We start from the raw sequence: 18,291 nt of genomic DNA, 5'->3' as shown, positions 1-18,291 counted from the left end.
GGGTTTAATGCGGGTCGGTATCACCGGAGCCAACGGATATGTCGGGACTATCCTGCGTGCCGCCTTCGCCGAAGAAGGGCATGAGGTCATCGCGTTCGCCCGTTCGAACCGGGTGACCTCCGAATCTGCTGCCGCAATGGTCGGCATCGCCGAGTGGCGCCCATACGAGATCAAGCGCCCGCCATCGGGGGCCGCATTCAGCGACCTAGATGTGCTCATCCACGGTGCATGGGACCTGACTCTCGTCAGCGCCGGCGATGTGTGGGGTGTCAATGTGTCCGGCTCGCAGCAGCTCCTCCGCAATGCCGCCGACGCAGGGGTTCGCCGGGTTATTTTTATCTCCTCGATGTCCGCCTATAAGGGAACCCGACAGTTGTACGGCCAGGCGAAGCTGGCCTGCGAGCGCACCGCCAGCAGTCTGGGAGGTGTCTCCACCCGCCTCGGACTGGTGTACGGCCCCGGTTGGGGCGGGATGGCGGGCGCGCTCCGCAAGCTCACCAACCTGCCGGTCACACCTCTCATCGGGGCGCGCTCCCATCAGTTCACTGTGCATGAGGCGGACCTGGCAGCCGCCATGGTGCGTATTGCCGAGTCGGACATGCCCCTGCCGGAACCGGTAGGGCTGGCCAACCCCGAACCGGTGCCGTTCCGACGGCTCATGAAAGAGATCGCCGCGTCACAAGGCAGAACACTGCGCGCCGTCCCAGTGCCCTGGCAGCTTGTCAGTGGCGTCCTCAAGGCAGCTGAGGCCCTGCGTGTCCCCCTCCCCTTCCGATCCGACTCCATCCTTGGGCTCGTGCACCCGGCGGCAGAGGTTCCCGGTGTAGAGCGGCTCAAGCAACTCGGAATCGAGTTTCGGAGCTTCTCGCTGGACGGCGATCAACGTTGAAAGTATGCGAGATCCGCCCGGCCTTGCGGGTGACCGTAGCAGTTTGACGTTTTCCGGGGACCACTGTCAACTTTGCCTTCGTGAGCCTCCACGCACACAAAAGGTCAGTTCGCGCTGGACGAGTTTGAGTACCAGCCGAGACTACAAATTGCCACGTCGCTTCATGCTGAAGTATCAGCGCAAGAGGTCGTATGGGCATCTGCGCAAGCACCGTGGCGAGGTTCCGCGAATAGCGAATTCATGCGGTCGGCGCGATCGCAAGGAGCAAGCCGACCCGATCTCGGGAACACCCGACATTGCTGAAGATCGCCGGCGTCGAGCAAAATACGATACTGCAGCGTCTCGCCCTCGAGTCTCGCCATCTCCCTTGCTGCCACCACTTGGAGTCGGTTGTTCTGACGCCTAACACCACCTCAGCTAGTGAGGACCATCAGTGAGGCGCCGCCGAGTAAGCGCACCGACAGATCCTCTCCGGCAATAGTCCGGACAATGCGCCGTGCGGCGTTACCGAGGATGGCTGTCGTGGTTCGCCATTCGGGATGGATCAGCAAGATATCTTCCGTCCTAGTGTACTGTGCGTCAATAATCTTAAAGCCTGTGTCGCGCAGAGTCGCTAGAGCTGTTGCCTGATCAAAGTAATGCAGGTGACCGACCTCCTTGCGTTGCTTAAGGTGCTGACCGCGCAGAAGGCCGACAATACTGATATCGAGAGGAATATGAAACGCATAGTATTTTGAACGTCCTCTGAGCCTCCGAAGAAAGCCCATATAGTCATCTATGTGCTCGAAAACATCGATGCACAAAAGAAGATCGTAATTTTCGTTGGTTTGCAGGAAGTCGCCGCAGTGAAATCTTAGGTTTTTTCTTTCTCGCTGCTTCGCCAAATTTATAGCATAGGGAGCGATGTCGTAGCCGGTAGCCACTGAGTCACGGAAGATATCGTGTTGAAGAAGGGCATTCAGAACGCCTCCCGTCCCGCAACCTGTGTCGACGATTTTCTGGCAACTGATTTTGTTGGCGCGCACGATCTTGGCGATGTTCGCGGCCTTAACACCGCCATCTTCGTCATGCCAAGTCGGATTGGCAGCAGCATAGTCTTTTCCGGTATAGAGATCGTTACTTGAAATCATCTCTGCCCACATCAGTGCGCTTGAGTTGCCTCTTCGAATACTTCGACCTAACAATAGCTTTGTTGCTTTGAATGAAAACAACCAGCGATCGAAATCTCTGCATGGCCCCAATGCCAGTTCCAGAAGGGGAATCCTAAGTCGCTCCAGTTGATCGAATTTCACATTTTGAGAATGAACGGATCTTAGGACGGCATTGAGGTCGCTCCAGAGTTCTAGAGTTCCTCCCTTGCCCGGGCTGCACGTTAGGGACCGCGCACCTCAGAAAGTGGGCGCAACCGGATAAAAACAAAACAAATGTAACGACACCCTCGATCCAGTCAAGCCGCCGGCTGCGAAGCTTCCGGGGGAGGCACCCTCAAGCACGCGGCCCATCTGAGGTAGCTCATAAGAAAGAACCAAACTCTTCACTCCACAGCGACGCTGCCGGTAGAATGTTGTCGCCGATCAGGGACAAGCGATGCCGCATTATCGCTGTGCGTCCTGAACGAAAACGGCCAATTCTGGGTGCGTCAATCTAGCCTGCATTGGGCTGCGCTCGATAACGGTGCCAGGTTCCATCTTCGATCATTGAAAGCGGATGATGCGGGACATCGCCGCCCCGTGCCGCCGGCGACGTCGCTCAGCAACACGTGTAGAGACTGGAGCGTAGTCAACGCCGCAACGGCGGACCTCGGCCAAGCGCATCTGCCGCGCAAACGGCACGGTCGAACATCGGGATCGGCAGCTCCAGCCATAGCTCCGACGGCTCGTCCGCCACGCAGCATCGCAAGACATCCCGGCCGTCCTTCTCGACGATCTCATATGCGAACGACCCGCTCGAACCACTGGCGCCCAAACCAGCGCAACATTTCAGCCGACGGACACGGTTTTTCGTAGGACGTCCGGAAGGCTGTTTCGGTGCGGCCGTTCGACACACCCCTACATTAGAAGGTGTTAATAAGTTTTCGCCCAGCCTCATTCTCGCCGCATATGGCAGGTTGGGTTACGTACATCGTCCTCGAGTGATCAACTCACGTAGATACAAGACGGTGCGTGAGTAAGCCAGAAAGCGGAAATACCAGCGCTTGACTTAGGGGTGTGGGCGTAATGAAAACAAAAAACAGGAACGACTAAGGATTCTACTGTGATTATACTAAACTGCAAGCCCGGCGATACTTCTGCCGGAACAGCTGCGCTCGACTTTTGTCCGGCTACGGCTCGATCCGTTGACCCCCTTGCGCCCGTCTGCAGCGACACCGTTTATGGTTTCGAGGACGAGGGCCTGATGAGCATTCCCGTCGACAAAACTCACCTTCTATGGCGAGTTCAACGTTAAGTTCGCTCGACAATAATGTCTGGGCGAGGACTTCCAAATCTCCGCTACTTTGAAATCCGTTCGCGGTGCCGAACTGCGAGCATGCGATATGTCGTGCGCCTTGGCGATGCGCGGCTGTTTTCAACGCCACAGAGGATCACTGAATGACTCTTTCCGCACCCGCAGGCTTTGCCTCTAGCGATCTCGTCTTCGAGGAAACCTTCTCCGGTACGGCGCTCGACAGCGACTGGAATACCTACATCACCAGCAATGCCGCCAACGGCTGGCCATGGAATAGCAATGGATCAGGAGGAAGCAACGCAGGCTCGCAGTATTATGCCGACTACGATGTGCCGAGCCAAGTGTCCGTGACCAACGGGCAGTTGGATCTCACGGCGATCAAGCAGCCCATCAGCGGCATAAATCAGGGGACGACACAGACATACCCGGTCACGTCCGGCGCGGTCAGCAGCTACGGCAACTTCGAATTCAATGGCGGCTATCTTCAGATCAGCATGAAGGCGCCGAGCGGCGATGGCGCATGGCCGGCCCTCTGGATGTTGCCCGGCGAAGGCGCCGGCAGCAGCGGCGACAATTTCGAGATCGATATACAGGAGGGTGGATTTACCGGTTCGGGGCCGGCAGACCAGATGTTCTCCTGGCACCTCCACTCGCCGTCAGGGTGGGTCGGCAACAGCATCGATACCGGCACCGACCTCACGGCCGGCTTCCACACGTATGGGATCAACTGGGTGCCCGGTGAATCGATCACCTGGTATCTCGATGGGCACCAGATGGCGCAAGTGACCAGCGCACAGGCCCCGATCCCGGATGAACCGATGGAATTGATCATGAATAATGGGGTCGCGAATTCGAACGCGGCCGGATGGCATACGACTCTCGATAGCTCGACCCCTTCGTCGATGCAGATGCAGATCGACGAGGTGCAGCTCTATCAAAAGGCAGGTAGCGGCGACACTGTAACGGGCGCGAACGTCACTCCCCCGACCACTGGCTCGACCGAGACTGGGACTGGGACCGGGACTGGGACCGAGACTGGGTCTGGGACTGTCCCTCCTTCCGGCGGCACCGGCGATGGCACCTTGTACGGCACCAGCGGCGCCGATGTACTTCAGGGAACTGGTGCCGACACGATGACAGGCTACCTCGGCAACGACGAATACTATGTCGACAACGCGGGCGACAAGGTGGTCGAGGCCTCTGGCCAAGGTCAAGACAGGGTGTGGGCCTCTGTGAGCTATGCGCTCTCAGCCGGCTCGTCGGTTGAAGTCCTTGGCACCACGAGGGACGCCGGCACCACGGCAATCAACCTGACCGGCAACGAGTTGGCCCAAACCATCCAGGGCAATGCCGGCGCCAACGTCATCAACGGCGGCGGCGGTGCCGATAAGTTGAGCGGCTTTGGCGGCAACGATGCGTTCGTTTTCAAAACCGCTCTTGGAGCCGGCAATATTGATAGGGTCACCGACTTCAACAAGTCCCAGGACAAAGTCCACCTCGACGACGCGATTTTTGCCGGGCTTAAGTTGGGAGGGCTTTCATCGGACGCTTTCTTTACCGGCAAGGCCGCGCATGATAGCTCTGACCACATCATCTACAACAGTTCGACTGGGGCGCTCTCGTTCGACAGCGACGGGATCGGCGGCGCAGCTCAAACACAGTTCGCCACCCTTTCTCCAGCTCTGTCGCTTACGGCAGGCGCATTCTTTGTGACCTGAAGGACCTACACGGGGAAACAACATCCCGCGAGGGTTCGCCGTGGCCAAACAAGGACTGGATAAGCAACACCTCAAAGCCATGATCCCGAACCGTAGGTCAGGGTAGCAAAAAGCGGGAGCCCGGTCTTCGGAGGAGATCATGCTCAAATAAAAGAGATGGAGTTCCATCCCGATGCAGGGATGGAACAGGCTCTAGTTGTGAGCTTTCTGTAGGTTTTCCATTCGGACCGAACCGAGGAGACTGGAGTTACCAAGCTTCAGCACTCACCGGACGGTCCGAATGAACATCCACAAGAATGCCCCTCTGACGTATGGTGTGTCGAAGCGAGCTGGCCTGCCGCGGCTGGGCGCGTGCTGGTCGATGGCGTCGATCCGGCGTCACCCCGCACATCTTCCGCCACACGGCCGCGACCCCGGCTGATGCAGCAAGGCTCGGACCCTTGGGCGGCCGCCGGCTTCCTCGGCATGACCGTCGAGATGCTGATCCAGACCTATAGCCACCATCACCCCGACTTCCAGGCGGATGCCGCCGAAGCGATCGTCTCCAAGGCGCGCTCGCGAAATCTACCGAAAAACGTCGTCCGAATGCCCGGGGCACAGAAGGCGAACGCTCCCGTCACTCCTCACATCCCCACAGATAAGCCGGAAACAAAGGTGAACAGGAGCCGCCGGCCGTGATGAGGAATGCCGGAAATCCGGGCTTTTGCTGGCCGACACGCTCGTTCGGGACGATGGGGTCGCAGGTTCAAATCCTGCCACTCCGACCAGAAAAAACAAATACTTAGCGTTTTCCCGAGATTCGCTCGCCACTGGCCGGCGGACTGACCAATGTTCCGCAGCTGGCGTGACGGATTCTTCCCGCGGCGGATCGCGTCGGCCCAACCGTCTTCAGTCCTTAAATTGCTAATGCGCCATAAGGATCGGCATCGGCGGATCTTCAAGCATCGAGATGGTGACGCCGCCGAAGATGCGCTCGCGCAACCGGGAATGACCATAGGCGCCCATCACCATCAGGTCGGCGGCGATGTCGACCGCGTGCCTGCGAAGCACGTCGACGACTGAATGGTTCAAGCTGGGCAGCCGGTCGACCGTGACATTCACGCCGTGCCGCGCGAGATAGGCAGCGGCGTCGGCTCCAGGTTCCGCCCCATGGTGGTATTCGTCCTCCACCGGATCGACCATGACGAGGTGCACCTCATCGGCGCCTGCCAGCATGTCGAGGGATTCGCGGACGGCACGCGATGATTCCAGACGGGCGTCCCAGGCGACCAGCACGCGTTTCGGCTTCAGTGTCGGCCGCGATCCCTGGGGGATGAGCAGCAAAGGCTTTCCCGACGAAAACAATGCGCCTTCGATCGTTTTGCTCTTCAGCGTTTCGTTGGCAAGCAACTCCGGTCCAAAAACCGTGATGTCGGCATAGCGGGCACGACGGCCGATGGTGTCGTCGGCCCAGCCGGCTTCCGGATATTCGCTGGAGACGTCGGCCGAAGGCGCCCTGCCGGCGAGAAAAGCCGACACGGCAGCGGCTCGCTTCTTCAACAGATTCTCGTCGGCCTGACGCGCCTCGAGCCAGGCTTCTGAAACCACTGCGGCATACTCTCCGACGGGTGGCGGCGCAGCGATGGCAACGACGAGAACAGCAAGATGCGCGCCGATTTCATTGCACAGGTCGGCGGCAAGTTTGAGATCGTTGTCTCCCGTGCTCGGCCCGATAACGGTAAGTATCGTCCTGAAAGCCATGGCGGCTGCTCCCGATTTTGCGTCAAAGTCCAATCGTCGTAATAGCGAGACGGCTCGGCGCGTTCCTCGCGCTGAGTCAAAGAACGTCGCCGCGCATCATTCGATCCGTATTAACGCGTCCACGTGTGCCGGAACATGCGATCGGCGCCGGGAGAGTCGCACTAGGGAACGCATCCGTGACTTGGCTGGTTATACCCAGACGCTGCGGCAGCAAGGCCCCGATGGCGCGGAATTTCAGCGAACACACTCGTCGGATTCCAAAGGTTCGATACAAACAAAGAGGCATGCGATGATCGTCGAGGATCAGGAATCCGTGGCCGCGATTTTGATGGACCCTGCCACATATGGCGAGACCGGGCCGGTCGAAGCGATCGAAACCCACATCTCGCGCATCTTCCTGGTTGGCCAGCGCGCCTACAAGATCAAGCGAGCTGTCAAACTGCCCTATGTCGACTTCTCGACCCCGGTGCTGCGGCTCGCCGCTTGCGAGAAAGAGGTGGAGCTCAACTCCAAGACCGCGCCCGGCCTCTATCTGGGTGTGCGGCGCATCACGCGAGAGACCGACGGCAAGCTCGCCTTCGACGGAAGCGGCAAACTGGTCGATGCGGCGATCGAGATGGTCCGCTTCGATCAGTCGAAGCTGCTCGATCGAATGGCAGTCGGTGACGAGCTGACGCCTGCGCTGATGACAGCGGTCGCGTGTATGATCGTGCGCTATCATCGCGAGGCGCCGGAGGTCCACAAGGGCAGCGGATCCTCGAACCTTGCAGGCGTGCTCGCCATAAACGAAGCCGGCTTTGCCACCAGCAATGTTTTCGAACAAGCCGAGATCAAGACATTTACCGGGATTTTCCGCACCGCCCTCGCCCGTCATTGCGAACTGCTCGACCGGCGGGAATCCGCAGGCAAGATCCGGCGATGCCATGGCGATTTGCATCTGCGCAACATCTGTCTCTTCGATGGAGAGCCCCGCCTCTTCGATTGCATCGAATTCAACGACCAGATCGCCAGCATCGATGTGCTCTACGACCTGGCCTTCCTGCTGATGGACCTTTGGCATCGCGGCTTTCCGGAACTCGCCAACCTGGTGGTGAACCGCTATCTCGACGAAGCAGACGACGAGGACGGCTTCATTCTCTTGCCGTTCTTCATGGCGGTGCGGGCTGCCGTGCGCGCGCATGTCACCGCAACCCAGATCGAGGAAGGCGGTGCCGATTCCGGCGGGCTGATTGCCGAAGCCAGATCTTATTTCGAGCTTGCCCGAACACTTCTCCAGGCAAGGCCTCCTCGGCTGATCGCGATCGGCGGCTTGAGTGGTTCCGGCAAGACGGCCGTTGCCGAAGCACTCGCCGCACATGTCGGCGCGCCGCCCGGCGCGCGCATTATCGAGAGCGACCGCATCCGCAAAGCCATGCATGGGGTGCCAGTCGAGACGAAACTGCCGGACAGGGCCTATCGACCGGAAGTGTCCGACCGCGTCTACCGCGAAATGGCATGGCGCGCCGACTTGATCCTTTCCGAAGGCGGTTCGGTGGTCGCCGATGCCGTCTTTGACAGGCCGGCCGATCGCGACCGCATCGAGAAGGCGGCAAGTGATAGAGGCGTCACTTTCGCCGGATTCTGGCTGGAGGCGGATCCGCTCGTTCTTTGGCAGCGGGTGAGCGAGCGCAGGGGCGGTCCTTCCGACGCCACCGTCGACATCTTGTCGCGGCAATTGCAGCGAAATGCCACCCCGTCCACATGGCGCAAGGTCGACGCCGATCGAAAGCTCGCCGACATCGCCGCAGAGTTGGCGAGCTTCTCGGATGCGGCAGCTTCTGCGCAGGGTGCTTCACTCAAGACTGCATCCTGACGGCGGCGATCGACTTCAACAGGTGAATGGCCATGGCGCAGGAAAATCTGGTGGTTTGCGGCAAATGCGGCGGGGTCAATCGCCTGCCGCCGGCACGCAATGCCAGGGACGCGAAATGCGGAAAGTGCGGCTCCAAGCTGTTCTCGGGTCACCCGGCAGACGTCGATGCACCGACTTTCGATCGCCAGGTCGCGCGAAGCAGCCTCCCCGTCGTCGTCGATATCTGGGCACGGTGGTGCGGCCCCTGCAAGATGATGGCGCCGGCATATGAAGCGGCAGCAAACGAACTGGAGCCGCATGTTCGCCTGATCAAGCTCAATTCCGACAATGAGCAGGCCGTTGCAGCCAGGCTCGGCATTCGCAGCATCCCGACCATGATCCTCTTCCATGGCGGACAGGAGGTTGCGCGCACATCCGGGGCAATGACGGCGGGGCAGATCGTCAGGTGGGTCCGCGATCACCTGCCGACGGCCGCAGCCTGAAAGCCGCCACGCCGTGGCTCCGCTCATCGCCGTGACCGTATCAGCAAAGGTGCCGACGAAAATCGCTCCAGGCGACTTGAAGACCCATATGCGGAGCGCAGAAGCCATATGATGACATAAAGACATTCGACCTCGGATACGAATTTTCATATGATGACCTCGCTTTTGCCCTGCGCCGGGAGTATGCAATGTCTCGACCCGGCAAAAGTTTGGAGGACCCATGCAGCAGGTCGAACATCGAACGTCCCGCAGGTCGTTCGTTTCTCAGGTTGCAGATGCGTTGCGCGGGCAGATCGAAGCCGGCTTTTATGCACCTGGCGACAAGTTGCCGACGGAACCTGCGCTGATTGACCGGTTCGGGTTCAGCCGCACTGTGGTCCGGGAGGCCATCGCCGCCCTTCGCGCCGACGGGCTGGTGGAATCGCGGCAAGGCGCCGGCGTCTTCGTTCTCGGCCCGAAACCTGTCGATGAGGGATTGAAGCTCTTCACCGACGAAACGAACAAGATCTCGGATATCATCGAAGAGCTCGAGCTGCGCATCGGCATCGAAGTCGAGGCAGCGGGCCTTGCCGCAGCCCGCAGTTCGCCGGCGCAGGAGGCTGAAATCGAGGCCCAGGTCGAAAGGTTCGCCGATCTCATGGCGCAAGGGCAACCCACCGACGAGGCGGACTTCCAGTTCCACATGGCGATCGCCACCGCAACGAACAACGCCAGGTTCAAGGCATTCCTCGAACATGTCGGCCGGCGGATGATCCCGCGGGTGAAGTTCAAGACGATGATGGGCGGCGTCGACCCCTTGCCCAATCGCGACCATCCGATTCTGGAGGAGCACAGGGAAATCGCGGATGCGATTCTGGCCCGCGACCCGGAAAAGGCGCGTGAGGCGATGCGCCGCCATCTGGTGACGGGTATAAAGCGCTATCGCGCGCTGACCGTCCGGCGCTCGACAAACCAGGACAAAACCGGCGGTTGACTCGTCCGAACACTCATCATATGACTCTGGATGACATCATATTAATTTGTGGGATGAGTTCCTTTGTCGCCAGATGAAATCAAGTCGCGTGTCGCTTCAGGGCTGCTGTCGTTTCCGGTCACACACTTCAATGAGGATTTCAGCCTCAATCTCGAAAGCTATCGCGCGCATGTGGCATGGCTCTCGGGGTTCGGTGCCGCTGCCCTGTTCGCGGCCGGCGGCACGGGCGAGTTCTTCTCCCTGTCGCCGCAAGAGGTCGCCGACGTTACCCGCGCGGCCAAGGATGCCTCGGGAGATGTGCCTATCATCGCCGGCTGTGGTTACGGCACGGCGCTCGCCACGGAAATTGCTCGCCGCGCCGAGGCTGCGGGAGCCGACGGTCTTTTGCTTCTGCCTCATTATCTGATGGAAGCGTCCCAAGAAGGGATATTCCGGCACGTCAAAGCCGTGTGCGAATCCACTGGCCTCGGCGTCATCATCTACAACCGTGCGAACTCGGTCGCCAATGCCGACACGGTTGCTCGCCTTGCCGACGCGTGCCCAAACCTCATCGGCTTCAAGGACGGCACGGGCAAGATCGATCTTGTCCGCCACGTCACCGCCAAACTTGGCGATCGGCTCTGCTACATCGGTGGCATGCCCACGCATGAACTCTTTGCCGAAGGCTTCAACGGCGCCGGAGTGACGACTTATTCCTCTGCGGTCTTCAACTTCGTGCCGGAATTGGCACAGCGCTTCTACAGGGCCATGCGGACAAACGATCGCGCCGCAATGGAAGAAATCCTGCACAGCTTCTTCTTCCCCTTCGCGGCTTTGCGCGATCGCGAACAAGGTTATCCAGTGTCAATCATCAAGGCAGGCGTCGAGCTCATAGGACGGACCCCCGGCCCGCTCCGTCCGCCGCTGACGGATCTGAAGCCGCAGGAAAAAGACATGCTGCGCGGACTGATCGAGAGGATCGCCGCCTAGTCGCCGGGAGATCGGCAAATTGTCGGACGAACGGGACGAGGAGGTTCGCCCTGCGCCCGACAGCCAAAACGGAATATCAAAGGGAGGAGAGACATGAATAAAAGCGCTCATACGATTGCAGCTGTCGTATTGATGACTGCTGCCGCGCCATCGGCTGTCGCACAAGATGCGGCGCAGGACATCCGTATCGTCCTGCCGGAGCAGCCGGCCAATCTGGAGCCCTGCGGCACCATCATCACAAATGTCGGCCAGATACTCAGCCAAAACGTCGTTGAATCGTTGACCGTCATCGATCCGATCACCGGACAACCTCAGCCGAAATTGGCGACCGAGTGGACCAGCGTGAACCCGACGACCTGGCGGATCAAGCTGCGCGAGGGCGTGAAGTTCCAGGACGGAACGGAGCTCAACGCGGATGCGGTTGCGTTCTCCATCAACAGGATGATCAGCGGCAAGATCACTTGCAGCAACATAGCGAAGTTCGGCGATGCCAAGCTAACGCTGACGCCGGTCGACGATCTAACCGTCGAGATAAAGTCGGACAGGCCCGAGCCCATCATGCCGACGCTGTTGAGCGTGGTCATGATCGTCTCGCCGAAGACACCGGTCGACAAGGCGGTGAACGATCCGGTCGGGACCGGCCCATTCAAGCTGTCGACTTTTTCCCCGCAAACCGTGGTGCTGGACGCGTTCGACGGCTATTGGGGCGAGAAGCCGGAGATCACGAAGGCAACCTATGTCTGGCGGCCCGAATCCTCGATCAGAGCTGCCATGGTGGAAACCGGGGAAGCTGACCTGACGCCGTCGATTGCCATCCAGGACGCCAGCAACCCGGAGACGGATTTCGCCTACCTGAACTCCGAAACCACCGCGATCCGTATCGATGCCGCCAAGCCGCCGCTCGATGACCTGCGCGTCCGCAAGGCGCTCAACCTCGCGATCGACTGGGAAGGCCTTGCGCAGCTGTTCGGCGACGACGTCAAGCGTGCGTCGCAGATGGTCGTCTCCGGGATCAACGGGCATGACGATGCGCTCGAGCCTTGGCCGTACGATCCGGAAGAGGCGAAAAAGCTCATCGAAGAGGCGCGCGCGGCGGGTGTCGCGGTCGATACCGAGATCAAGCTCATCGGGCGAAACGGCATCTATCCAAACGGCGCGGAAACGATGGAGGCCATGATGACGATGTGGCAGGATGCCGGCCTCAACGTCAAGCTTACCATGCTCGATGTCGCCGACTGGCTGCGCTATCTGCAAAAGCCTTTCCCGCCGGAGCGCGGCCCCAATCTCCTGCAGATGATGCACGACAACAACAAGGGCGATGCGGCCTTCACGGTTCCGATCTTCTACCGATCGAGCGGGAGCTACTCGACCGTGGCCGATCCGGCGTTCGACAAGGAGATAGACGAGGCCCTGGCTGCGACCGGCGAAGCCCGCACCAACAGCTTCAAGGCGATCTTCGGCAAGGCCCGCAACGAAGTGGTGGCGGACATCCCGATGTTCCACATGATCGGCTATACCCGCGTTGGCACCAGGCTGGAATGGAAGCCCGATATCACCACCAACAGCGAAATACCGCTGGCCAATATCGCTATCAAAAAAGACTGAGTGATACGGGGGCGCTGGGTCCGATCGTGATCCTGCGCCCCTGACCCGTTGCCTCCGTCGATATCCGTCCAAGGGCATCCCAAATGATTACCTATCTTGGACGCCGGGCGTTCCACAGCATCCTGTCGGTCATAGGTCTGTTGACGCTGGTCTTTTTCCTGACACGGCTCACCGGCGACCCTTCCGCCTTGTACCTGCCTCTCGATTCGACTGCGGAAGCTCGGGCCGCGTTCGCGCGGTTGAACGGCCTCGATCAGCCGATCTATTGGCAGTTTCTGGAATATTTGCGCGATCTTCTGCAGCTGGATTTCGGTGAATCGCTACGCCAGAACCGCTCGGCGATGCAGGTCGCGCTTGAGGCGTTCCCGGAAACGCTGAAGCTTGCCGCCGTCGCGATCACGCTGTCGACCGCTTTGGCTATCCTTGTCGGCTCTCTTGCGGCCGCGCGGCCGGGCAGCATGTTCGACCGTGTCGCCAGCCTCGTCTCTCTGGCCGGCGCAAGCGCCCCGGATTTTTGGGTCGCCATCGTCGGCATCCTTGTCTTCGCTGTGGGGCTCGGGCTTTTGCCGACATCCGGCACCGGAACCTGGGCCCATTGGATCATGCCCGTCTTCGTGCTGATGCTTCGCCCCTTCGGTCTCCTGGTGCAGGTCGTGCGCGGAACGATGCTGTCCGCGCTTGCCTCTCCATACATCAAGACCGCAAGGGCCAAAGGCCTGCCCCGACAGAAGATCATCTTCGGGCATGCGCTTCGCAACTCGCTGCTGCCCGTCGTCACGGTCGCCGGCGACCTGGCGACCAGTCTCGTCAACGGCGCCGTCGTCGTGGAGTCGATATTCGGCTGGCCCGGTATCGGCAAGCTGATGATCGACTCGATCATCCAGCGCGATTTTGCCGTCGTCCAATCGACGATTCTGGTGACGGCCACCGCCATCTTCATCCTGAACATCGCGATCGACCTGCTCTACGCGGTTCTCGATCCGCGCATCCGGTACTGAGCCATGACGATCATCACCCCCGACATCAAGCCGGCGGCGGTTCCAGGCAGCGGCAGCGTGCTTCTCGCCTATCTGAAGCGCGACAAGCTTGCGCTCGCCGCCGCTATCTTCCTGACGATCATCGTGCTCGCTGCGGTCCTCGGCCCGTGGCTGGTGGGCGACGCTGCTTCGCGGCTGGGGCTGCGCCAGCGAAACCTCGCCCCGTTCTCGCTGGCCAGCGGCTGGATCTATGTCCTCGGCGCCGATACCCTCGGCCGTCCCATCCTGGCCAGGCTGATTGTCGGCGCGCAGAATACGTTCGGCATTGCCGCGGCGGCGGTATTCGCGTCCATGCTGGTTGGTGGAACGCTCGGCCTGATAGCGGGCTATTCGGAGCGCTGGTACAGCCATCTCATTCTGCGCCTGGCCGATGTCGTCATGAGCTTTCCCTCGCTGCTGCTCGCGCTCATCGTACTCTATACGCTCGGCCCGAGCATCACCAACCTGGTGATCGTTCTCGCCGTTACGCGCATGCCGATCTATCTCAGAACGGCGCGCGCAGAAGTGCTGGAGTTGCGCGAGCGCATGTTTGTGAGCGCGGCGCGAGCCATGGGCGCGAAGCCGGCCCGGATCATCGTCCGGCACCTCGCCCCCCTCGTCCTGCCGACACTGGTGACGATTTCCGCCATTGATTTCGCGACCGTCATTCTCTCGGAATCGGCGCTGAGTTTCCTTGGCCTCGGCATTCAGCCGCCGGATTTCACCTGGGGTGCAATGGTGGCAAACGGCCGCGGCTATCTCGCGACAGCCTGGTGGATCGCATTCTGGCCGGGTCTTGCAATCATGCTGACGACGCTGTCGCTCAACATCCTCTCGAACTGGGCGCGCACCGTCGCTGATCCGCAGCAACGCTGGCGTCTTCAGACATTGCGAAAAGCCGCCCGATGAGCAACGCGACCAATCCCATTCTCAAAGTCGACGGACTGACCGTCGATTTCCTTTCGGACGATGAGCCGGTACGCGCGGTCGACGATGTCTCTTTCCACGTCAGCCGTGGCGAGACTCTCGTGATCCTCGGCGAAAGCGGTTCGGGAAAAAGCGTCAGCACCAGCACGGTGATGGATCTCATCGACTGTCCGCCAGGTGATATCGTGGCCGGCTCCTGCCTCTTCGATGGCGTCGAACTCTCGGGCCTTGGCGCGGAGGCGCGCAGAAGCATCAACGGCAGCAGGATTGCGATGATCTTTCAGGATCCGCTCGCCTACCTGAACCCCGTCTATACGGTGGGGCGCCAGATCGAGGAGGTCTATGAGAGCCACGGCGCGGGAGCCGGCAAGGACGCACGCGCCAAGACGATAGAACTGCTTCGGCGTGTGGGCATTCCAGAGCCGGAAAACCGCGTCGACTTCTATCCACATCAGTTCTCGGGCGGACAACGCCAGCGCGTGATGATCGCCATGGCGATCGCGTTGAAACCGGACATCCTGATCGCCGATGAGCCGACGACCGCTCTGGACGTCAGCGTGCAAGCGCAGATCCTCGATCTGCTGCGCGGCCTCCAGCGCGAGACCGGCATGGCATTGATCATGATCACCCACGACCTCGAAGTCGCCTCGTCCATGGCGGACCGGATTATCGTCATGAACGGCGGGAAGGTGGTGGAGACAGGCATCGCCAAGGAGGTCTTCAGCAATCCGCAGCACGCCTACACGCGCCGCCTCATCTCCGCCCTGCCCCACGGCAACGCAGCGGAGGCGCCGAACAGGCGTTCGACGACGATCGCCGGCAAAACCCTGCTCAAGGTGGAACATCTCACCAAGCACTATGTGCTTGCTTCCGGAGCTTTCAGCAGCAAGCGGACGTTCAAGGCGGTGGATGACATAAGCTTCGAGGTCAGGAGAGGCGAAACGCTCGGCATCGTCGGCGAGTCCGGCTCCGGCAAATCGAGCCTCGCACGCATGCTGTTGGGGCTGAACGCGCCAAGCGCGGGCAAGGCCGTCTTCGCCGGCGAGAACATCTTCGAAATGAACGAGAAGCGTCTTATGGCGTTTCGGCGCAAGGTCCAGATGGTGTTCCAGGATCCGTACGGATCGATGAACCCGCGCATGCGCGTTTACTCCATCATTTCCGAACCCTGGGTAATCCACCGCGATATTCTGCCGAAGAACAGGTGGAAGGCTCGAGTGGCAGAACTCCTGGAATTGGTGGGGCTGTTGCCGGAACACGCCGACCGCTACCCGCACCAGTTTTCCGGCGGCCAGCGACAGCGCATCGCCATTGCGCGCGCGCTCGCGAGCGAGCCGGAACTGATCGTCTGCGACGAGGCGGTTTCGGCGCTCGACGTCTCCATCCAGGCGCAGGTGATCGACCTTCTGGCCGACCTTAGGACGCGGCTTAGACTCTCATATATTTTCATCACACACGACTTGCCGATCGTCCGCCATTTCGCCGACCGGATCATGGTCATGAAAGATGGAAAGATTGTCGAGGAAGGTCAAACCTCGGCGCTGTTCGGGGCGCCTCGCCACGAATATACGCAAAGCCTGTTGCAGGCTGTGCCTAAGCCCAAATGGCTTACGCAAGCTCAATAGCTCTCATCCAAGCCTAGCGCGAGCAAAGCCTTGCCGGTGCCACCCCCGCGTCGCGGTGCTCGGGCTCGATGCGAAGGGCGCCTAGAGCGGTTCAGCTTTTGATAGAACCGCTGACCCGCTCTAAGCATTTGTTTTTACGCAATTCCGGACGGAAACCGCTCCGCACTTTTCCTGGAATTGCTCTAGGGCGCTTTCTTCCGGTTCCGCCCCGGCCGGCGCTCGCAGAGCGGCTGGCGCGATCTCCGCGACCGATGGGAACTGTCTCACGTGATCCGCACAGTTTTCCGCCTGACAGCGCCAACCAATAGAAATCACGCCAAGGGATTAATCCGGCCAGCTTTAGGTTGGACCGGGATCATGGCAGCCTTTCCTGATGCTAGTCAGCCCAAACGTGAACAACTTGTCGCCCTTCCCTCTGGGGGTCCTCCAACACTCCCTGCGAGACCCGGGATTGGAAATGAAGGTCAGGGTGACCATCATCCGTTTCGAGCAATGGTTGTTGTAGTAGACACGCGCGGTCTGAATCCCGTTATTCCAGGAATAGTTGGCTTTGGCGCCTGTCTCAGGGCGTCCGGAGCAGTCGATTTTCTTCCGCTCGACAGCCCCAGCTGGAGTTGTGGCGCCCAACATTAGAGCGCCGGCGGCCGCAATGAGGATGCTCATGCCAGCCGTGGTCCGGTTGATTGATTTACCGCGCATTGTGCTGTCCTTTCACTCTTGGTTCACTCTTGGTCGCCCCACGCAGGCCCTTCAGGGCGCTCAACCCGGGGCGGCGTTGAAGGTTTGCATCGACCAGTCAACGTCGCTCTCGTTATTCTCGACGAACTCGGCTACCTGCCTTGCTGGTCTTGTTGTTCTATCGACGATGAGGGTTGCACGTAGATTTCATGATCGGCGGAAACTGATTGCAATTGAAATACGAAGAAACCCTGGGGGCGCATCGCCGAAAGCGCCGCCGTCCGCGATGCCTACGAGGCAAGGCGCCCGGACGGGACGAGGTCGTTTGCGAATGTGACGTGGCCTTGTGGTGCCCTAGGGAGACTAACGACGCTGTTCTGCGCGCTGCGCCTCGCGCCGGCTTGCCTCAAGCGATGTCGTCGCGAATGCAGGCCTTCAGATGGCCATCTGACGTTGCCCGCAGCGGCGGGACGATGCCGGCACAAGCGTCTATGGCGACCGGGCAACGGGTTCGGAAAACACACCCGGTTGGCGGATTTGCGGGGCTTGGAATGTCGCCCTTCAGCACCTGCCGGCCTTGCTTGGCCAGTGGGTCGAGCGACGGAATAGCCGAGAGCAGCGCGCGCGTGTAGGGGTGCTGCGGCCGGGCATAAAGCGCGGCCGCCGGTGCAACTTCCATAATACGCCCGAGATAGAGAACGATCACCGTGTCGCAGATATATTCGACGACGGCCAGGTCATGCGAAATGAACAGCATGGTCAGGCCGAGCCGGACCTGCAGGTCGCGCAGAAGATTGATGATTTGCGCCTGAATGGAGACATCGAGAGCAGAGACCGGCTCATCGGCGACGATGAATTCGGGTTCGAGCGTAAGCGCGCGGGCGATGCCGATGCGCTGACGCTGCCCGCCTGAAAATTCGTGGGCGTAGCGGTCATAGGCATCGACTGGCAACTCGACCGCAGCAAGTGCTTTCTCCGCCCTCGCCCGCCGCTCGCGCCTGTTGCCGATGCCCTGAATATCCAGGCCTTCGGTCAGGATCTGCCCGATGGTCATGCGCGGCGACAGACTGGCGAACGGATCCTGGAAAATATACTGCATCTTGCGGCGCTGGCGAGCCAGCGGGCCGGCGCTCAACTTAGTGATATCGACGCCGTCAAATCTTATTTCGCCGGACGTCGGCTCGATGAGACGCAGCACCGAGCGGCCGATCGTGGTCTTGCCCGACCCGGATTCGCCGACGAGGCCGACCACCTGGCCGCGCGCAATATCGAAGGAAATATCTTCCAGCGCCCTGACGATGGGACCGCGCGAGAACGCCGTCGGCGCAAAATGCTTGGTCAGGTTCCTAACCGAGAGGAATGGGGCATCCAC

General features: G+C 60.4%; 14 protein-coding genes and 1 pseudogene. 12 read left to right on the top strand and 3 right to left on the bottom strand.

The genetic code is table 11. The annotated features are described in order from the left end of the window. The first annotated feature begins 7 nt into the window (after positions 1-7). Complete coding sequence (locus EOC94_RS05675) at positions 8-889, top strand: NAD-dependent epimerase/dehydratase family protein (RefSeq protein WP_126102962.1); 882 nt, start codon at positions 8-10, stop codon at positions 887-889. A gap of 413 nt (positions 890-1,302) precedes the next feature. On the opposite strand, the gene EOC94_RS05670 is transcribed toward EOC94_RS05675, so the two are convergent. Further along, the gene (locus EOC94_RS05670) at positions 1,303-2,019 is read right to left on the bottom strand and encodes a class I SAM-dependent methyltransferase (RefSeq protein WP_245329929.1); all 717 of its coding nucleotides are present in this window, start codon (positions 2,017-2,019) and stop codon (positions 1,303-1,305) included. A 1,458-nt stretch (positions 2,020-3,477) separates the two neighbouring features. On the opposite strand from EOC94_RS05670, the gene EOC94_RS05665 reads away from it, so the two are divergent. Both EOC94_RS05665 and EOC94_RS05660 read left to right on the top strand, forming a co-directional pair. Beyond that, a complete protein-coding gene (locus tag EOC94_RS05665) occupies positions 3,478-5,052 on the top strand; it encodes a family 16 glycosylhydrolase (RefSeq protein ID WP_095486488.1) in 1,575 nt (524 codons plus the stop codon). Positions 5,053-5,472: 420 nt separating this feature from the next. Next, on the top strand, positions 5,473-5,730 hold the full coding sequence (locus EOC94_RS05660; protein ID WP_095486487.1) for a hypothetical protein: 258 nt from the start codon (positions 5,473-5,475) through the stop codon (positions 5,728-5,730). Positions 5,731-5,955: 225 nt separating this feature from the next. Here EOC94_RS05660 and EOC94_RS05655 read toward each other — a convergent pair whose 3' ends face one another. Further along, entirely contained in the window at positions 5,956-6,792 is an 837-nt protein-coding gene (locus tag EOC94_RS05655) for a universal stress protein (protein ID WP_127289048.1), read from the bottom strand. Positions 6,793-7,120: 328 nt separating this feature from the next. Between EOC94_RS05655 and EOC94_RS05650 the strand changes: the two genes are divergently transcribed. The 9 genes and pseudogenes from EOC94_RS05650 to EOC94_RS35220 form a co-directional block, all read left to right on the top strand. After that, positions 7,121-8,644: a bifunctional aminoglycoside phosphotransferase/ATP-binding protein gene (locus EOC94_RS05650; RefSeq protein ID WP_245465509.1), complete on the top strand. Its 1,524-nt coding sequence runs from the start codon at positions 7,121-7,123 to the stop codon at positions 8,642-8,644. A 32-nt stretch (positions 8,645-8,676) separates the two neighbouring features. Then, positions 8,677-9,126 (top strand): thioredoxin TrxC, encoded by a 450-nt coding sequence (gene trxC, locus EOC94_RS05645; RefSeq protein ID WP_095486619.1) that lies wholly within the window; start codon positions 8,677-8,679, stop codon positions 9,124-9,126. A gap of 220 nt (positions 9,127-9,346) precedes the next feature. Further along, positions 9,347-10,099, top strand: coding sequence for a FadR/GntR family transcriptional regulator (locus EOC94_RS05640; RefSeq protein ID WP_095486484.1), 753 nt, complete (start codon positions 9,347-9,349; stop codon positions 10,097-10,099). A gap of 63 nt (positions 10,100-10,162) precedes the next feature. Further along, positions 10,163-11,068, top strand: coding sequence for a 5-dehydro-4-deoxyglucarate dehydratase (gene kdgD, locus EOC94_RS05635; protein ID WP_127289043.1), 906 nt, complete (start codon positions 10,163-10,165; stop codon positions 11,066-11,068). A 132-nt stretch (positions 11,069-11,200) separates the two neighbouring features. Then, positions 11,201-12,673 carry an ABC transporter substrate-binding protein gene (locus tag EOC94_RS05630; RefSeq protein ID WP_348627389.1) on the top strand — a complete coding sequence of 491 codons (1,473 nt, stop codon included), beginning with the start codon at positions 11,201-11,203 and terminating at the stop codon, positions 12,671-12,673. 83 nt (positions 12,674-12,756) lie between these two features. Beyond that, positions 12,757-13,671, top strand: coding sequence for an ABC transporter permease (locus EOC94_RS05625; RefSeq protein ID WP_126102970.1), 915 nt, complete (start codon positions 12,757-12,759; stop codon positions 13,669-13,671). A gap of 3 nt (positions 13,672-13,674) precedes the next feature. After that, positions 13,675-14,598: an ABC transporter permease gene (locus EOC94_RS05620; protein WP_127289039.1), complete on the top strand. Its 924-nt coding sequence runs from the start codon at positions 13,675-13,677 to the stop codon at positions 14,596-14,598. Beyond that, entirely contained in the window at positions 14,595-16,241 is a 1,647-nt protein-coding gene (locus tag EOC94_RS05615; protein ID WP_127289037.1) for an ABC transporter ATP-binding protein, read from the top strand. The genes EOC94_RS05620 and EOC94_RS05615 overlap by 4 nt, the downstream gene beginning before the upstream one ends. 951 nt (positions 16,242-17,192) lie before the next feature. Beyond that, a pseudogene (locus tag EOC94_RS35220) lies at positions 17,193-17,267 on the top strand (SAM-dependent methyltransferase); the annotation flags it as partial. Between the two features lie 58 nt (positions 17,268-17,325). Here the strand turns inward: EOC94_RS35220 and EOC94_RS05610 are convergent. After that, positions 17,326-18,291 carry an ABC transporter ATP-binding protein gene (locus tag EOC94_RS05610; RefSeq protein ID WP_127289035.1) on the bottom strand — a complete coding sequence of 322 codons (966 nt, stop codon included), beginning with the start codon at positions 18,289-18,291 and terminating at the stop codon, positions 17,326-17,328.

The organism is Mesorhizobium sp. M6A.T.Ce.TU.016.01.1.1, from assembly GCF_003997065.1.
Classification (GTDB): domain Bacteria; phylum Pseudomonadota; class Alphaproteobacteria; order Rhizobiales; family Rhizobiaceae; genus Mesorhizobium; species Mesorhizobium mediterraneum.
The sequence above is the reverse complement of the archived record's forward strand: the minus strand, read 5'-3'. Positions and strand labels throughout refer to the sequence as shown.

Coding starts and splice junctions, on each gene's coding strand:
- EOC94_RS05675 (WP_126102962.1), top strand. CDS start 8: ATGCGGGTCGGTATCACCGGAGCCAACGGATATGTCGGGACTATCCTG.
- trxC (WP_095486619.1), top strand. CDS start 8,677: ATGGCGCAGGAAAATCTGGTGGTTTGCGGCAAATGCGGCGGGGTCAAT.
- EOC94_RS05640 (WP_095486484.1), top strand. CDS start 9,347: ATGCAGCAGGTCGAACATCGAACGTCCCGCAGGTCGTTCGTTTCTCAG.
- EOC94_RS05625 (WP_126102970.1), top strand. CDS start 12,757: ATGATTACCTATCTTGGACGCCGGGCGTTCCACAGCATCCTGTCGGTC.
- EOC94_RS05650 (WP_245465509.1), top strand. CDS start 7,121: ATGGACCCTGCCACATATGGCGAGACCGGGCCGGTCGAAGCGATCGAA.
- EOC94_RS05620 (WP_127289039.1), top strand. CDS start 13,675: ATGACGATCATCACCCCCGACATCAAGCCGGCGGCGGTTCCAGGCAGC.
- EOC94_RS05670 (WP_245329929.1), bottom strand. CDS start 2,019: ATGATTTCAAGTAACGATCTCTATACCGGAAAAGACTATGCTGCTGCC.
- EOC94_RS05660 (WP_095486487.1), top strand. CDS start 5,473: ATGCAGCAAGGCTCGGACCCTTGGGCGGCCGCCGGCTTCCTCGGCATG.
- EOC94_RS05630 (WP_348627389.1), top strand. CDS start 11,201: ATGACTGCTGCCGCGCCATCGGCTGTCGCACAAGATGCGGCGCAGGAC.
- EOC94_RS05665 (WP_095486488.1), top strand. CDS start 3,478: ATGACTCTTTCCGCACCCGCAGGCTTTGCCTCTAGCGATCTCGTCTTC.
- EOC94_RS05655 (WP_127289048.1), bottom strand. CDS start 6,792: ATGGCTTTCAGGACGATACTTACCGTTATCGGGCCGAGCACGGGAGAC.
- EOC94_RS05615 (WP_127289037.1), top strand. CDS start 14,595: ATGAGCAACGCGACCAATCCCATTCTCAAAGTCGACGGACTGACCGTC.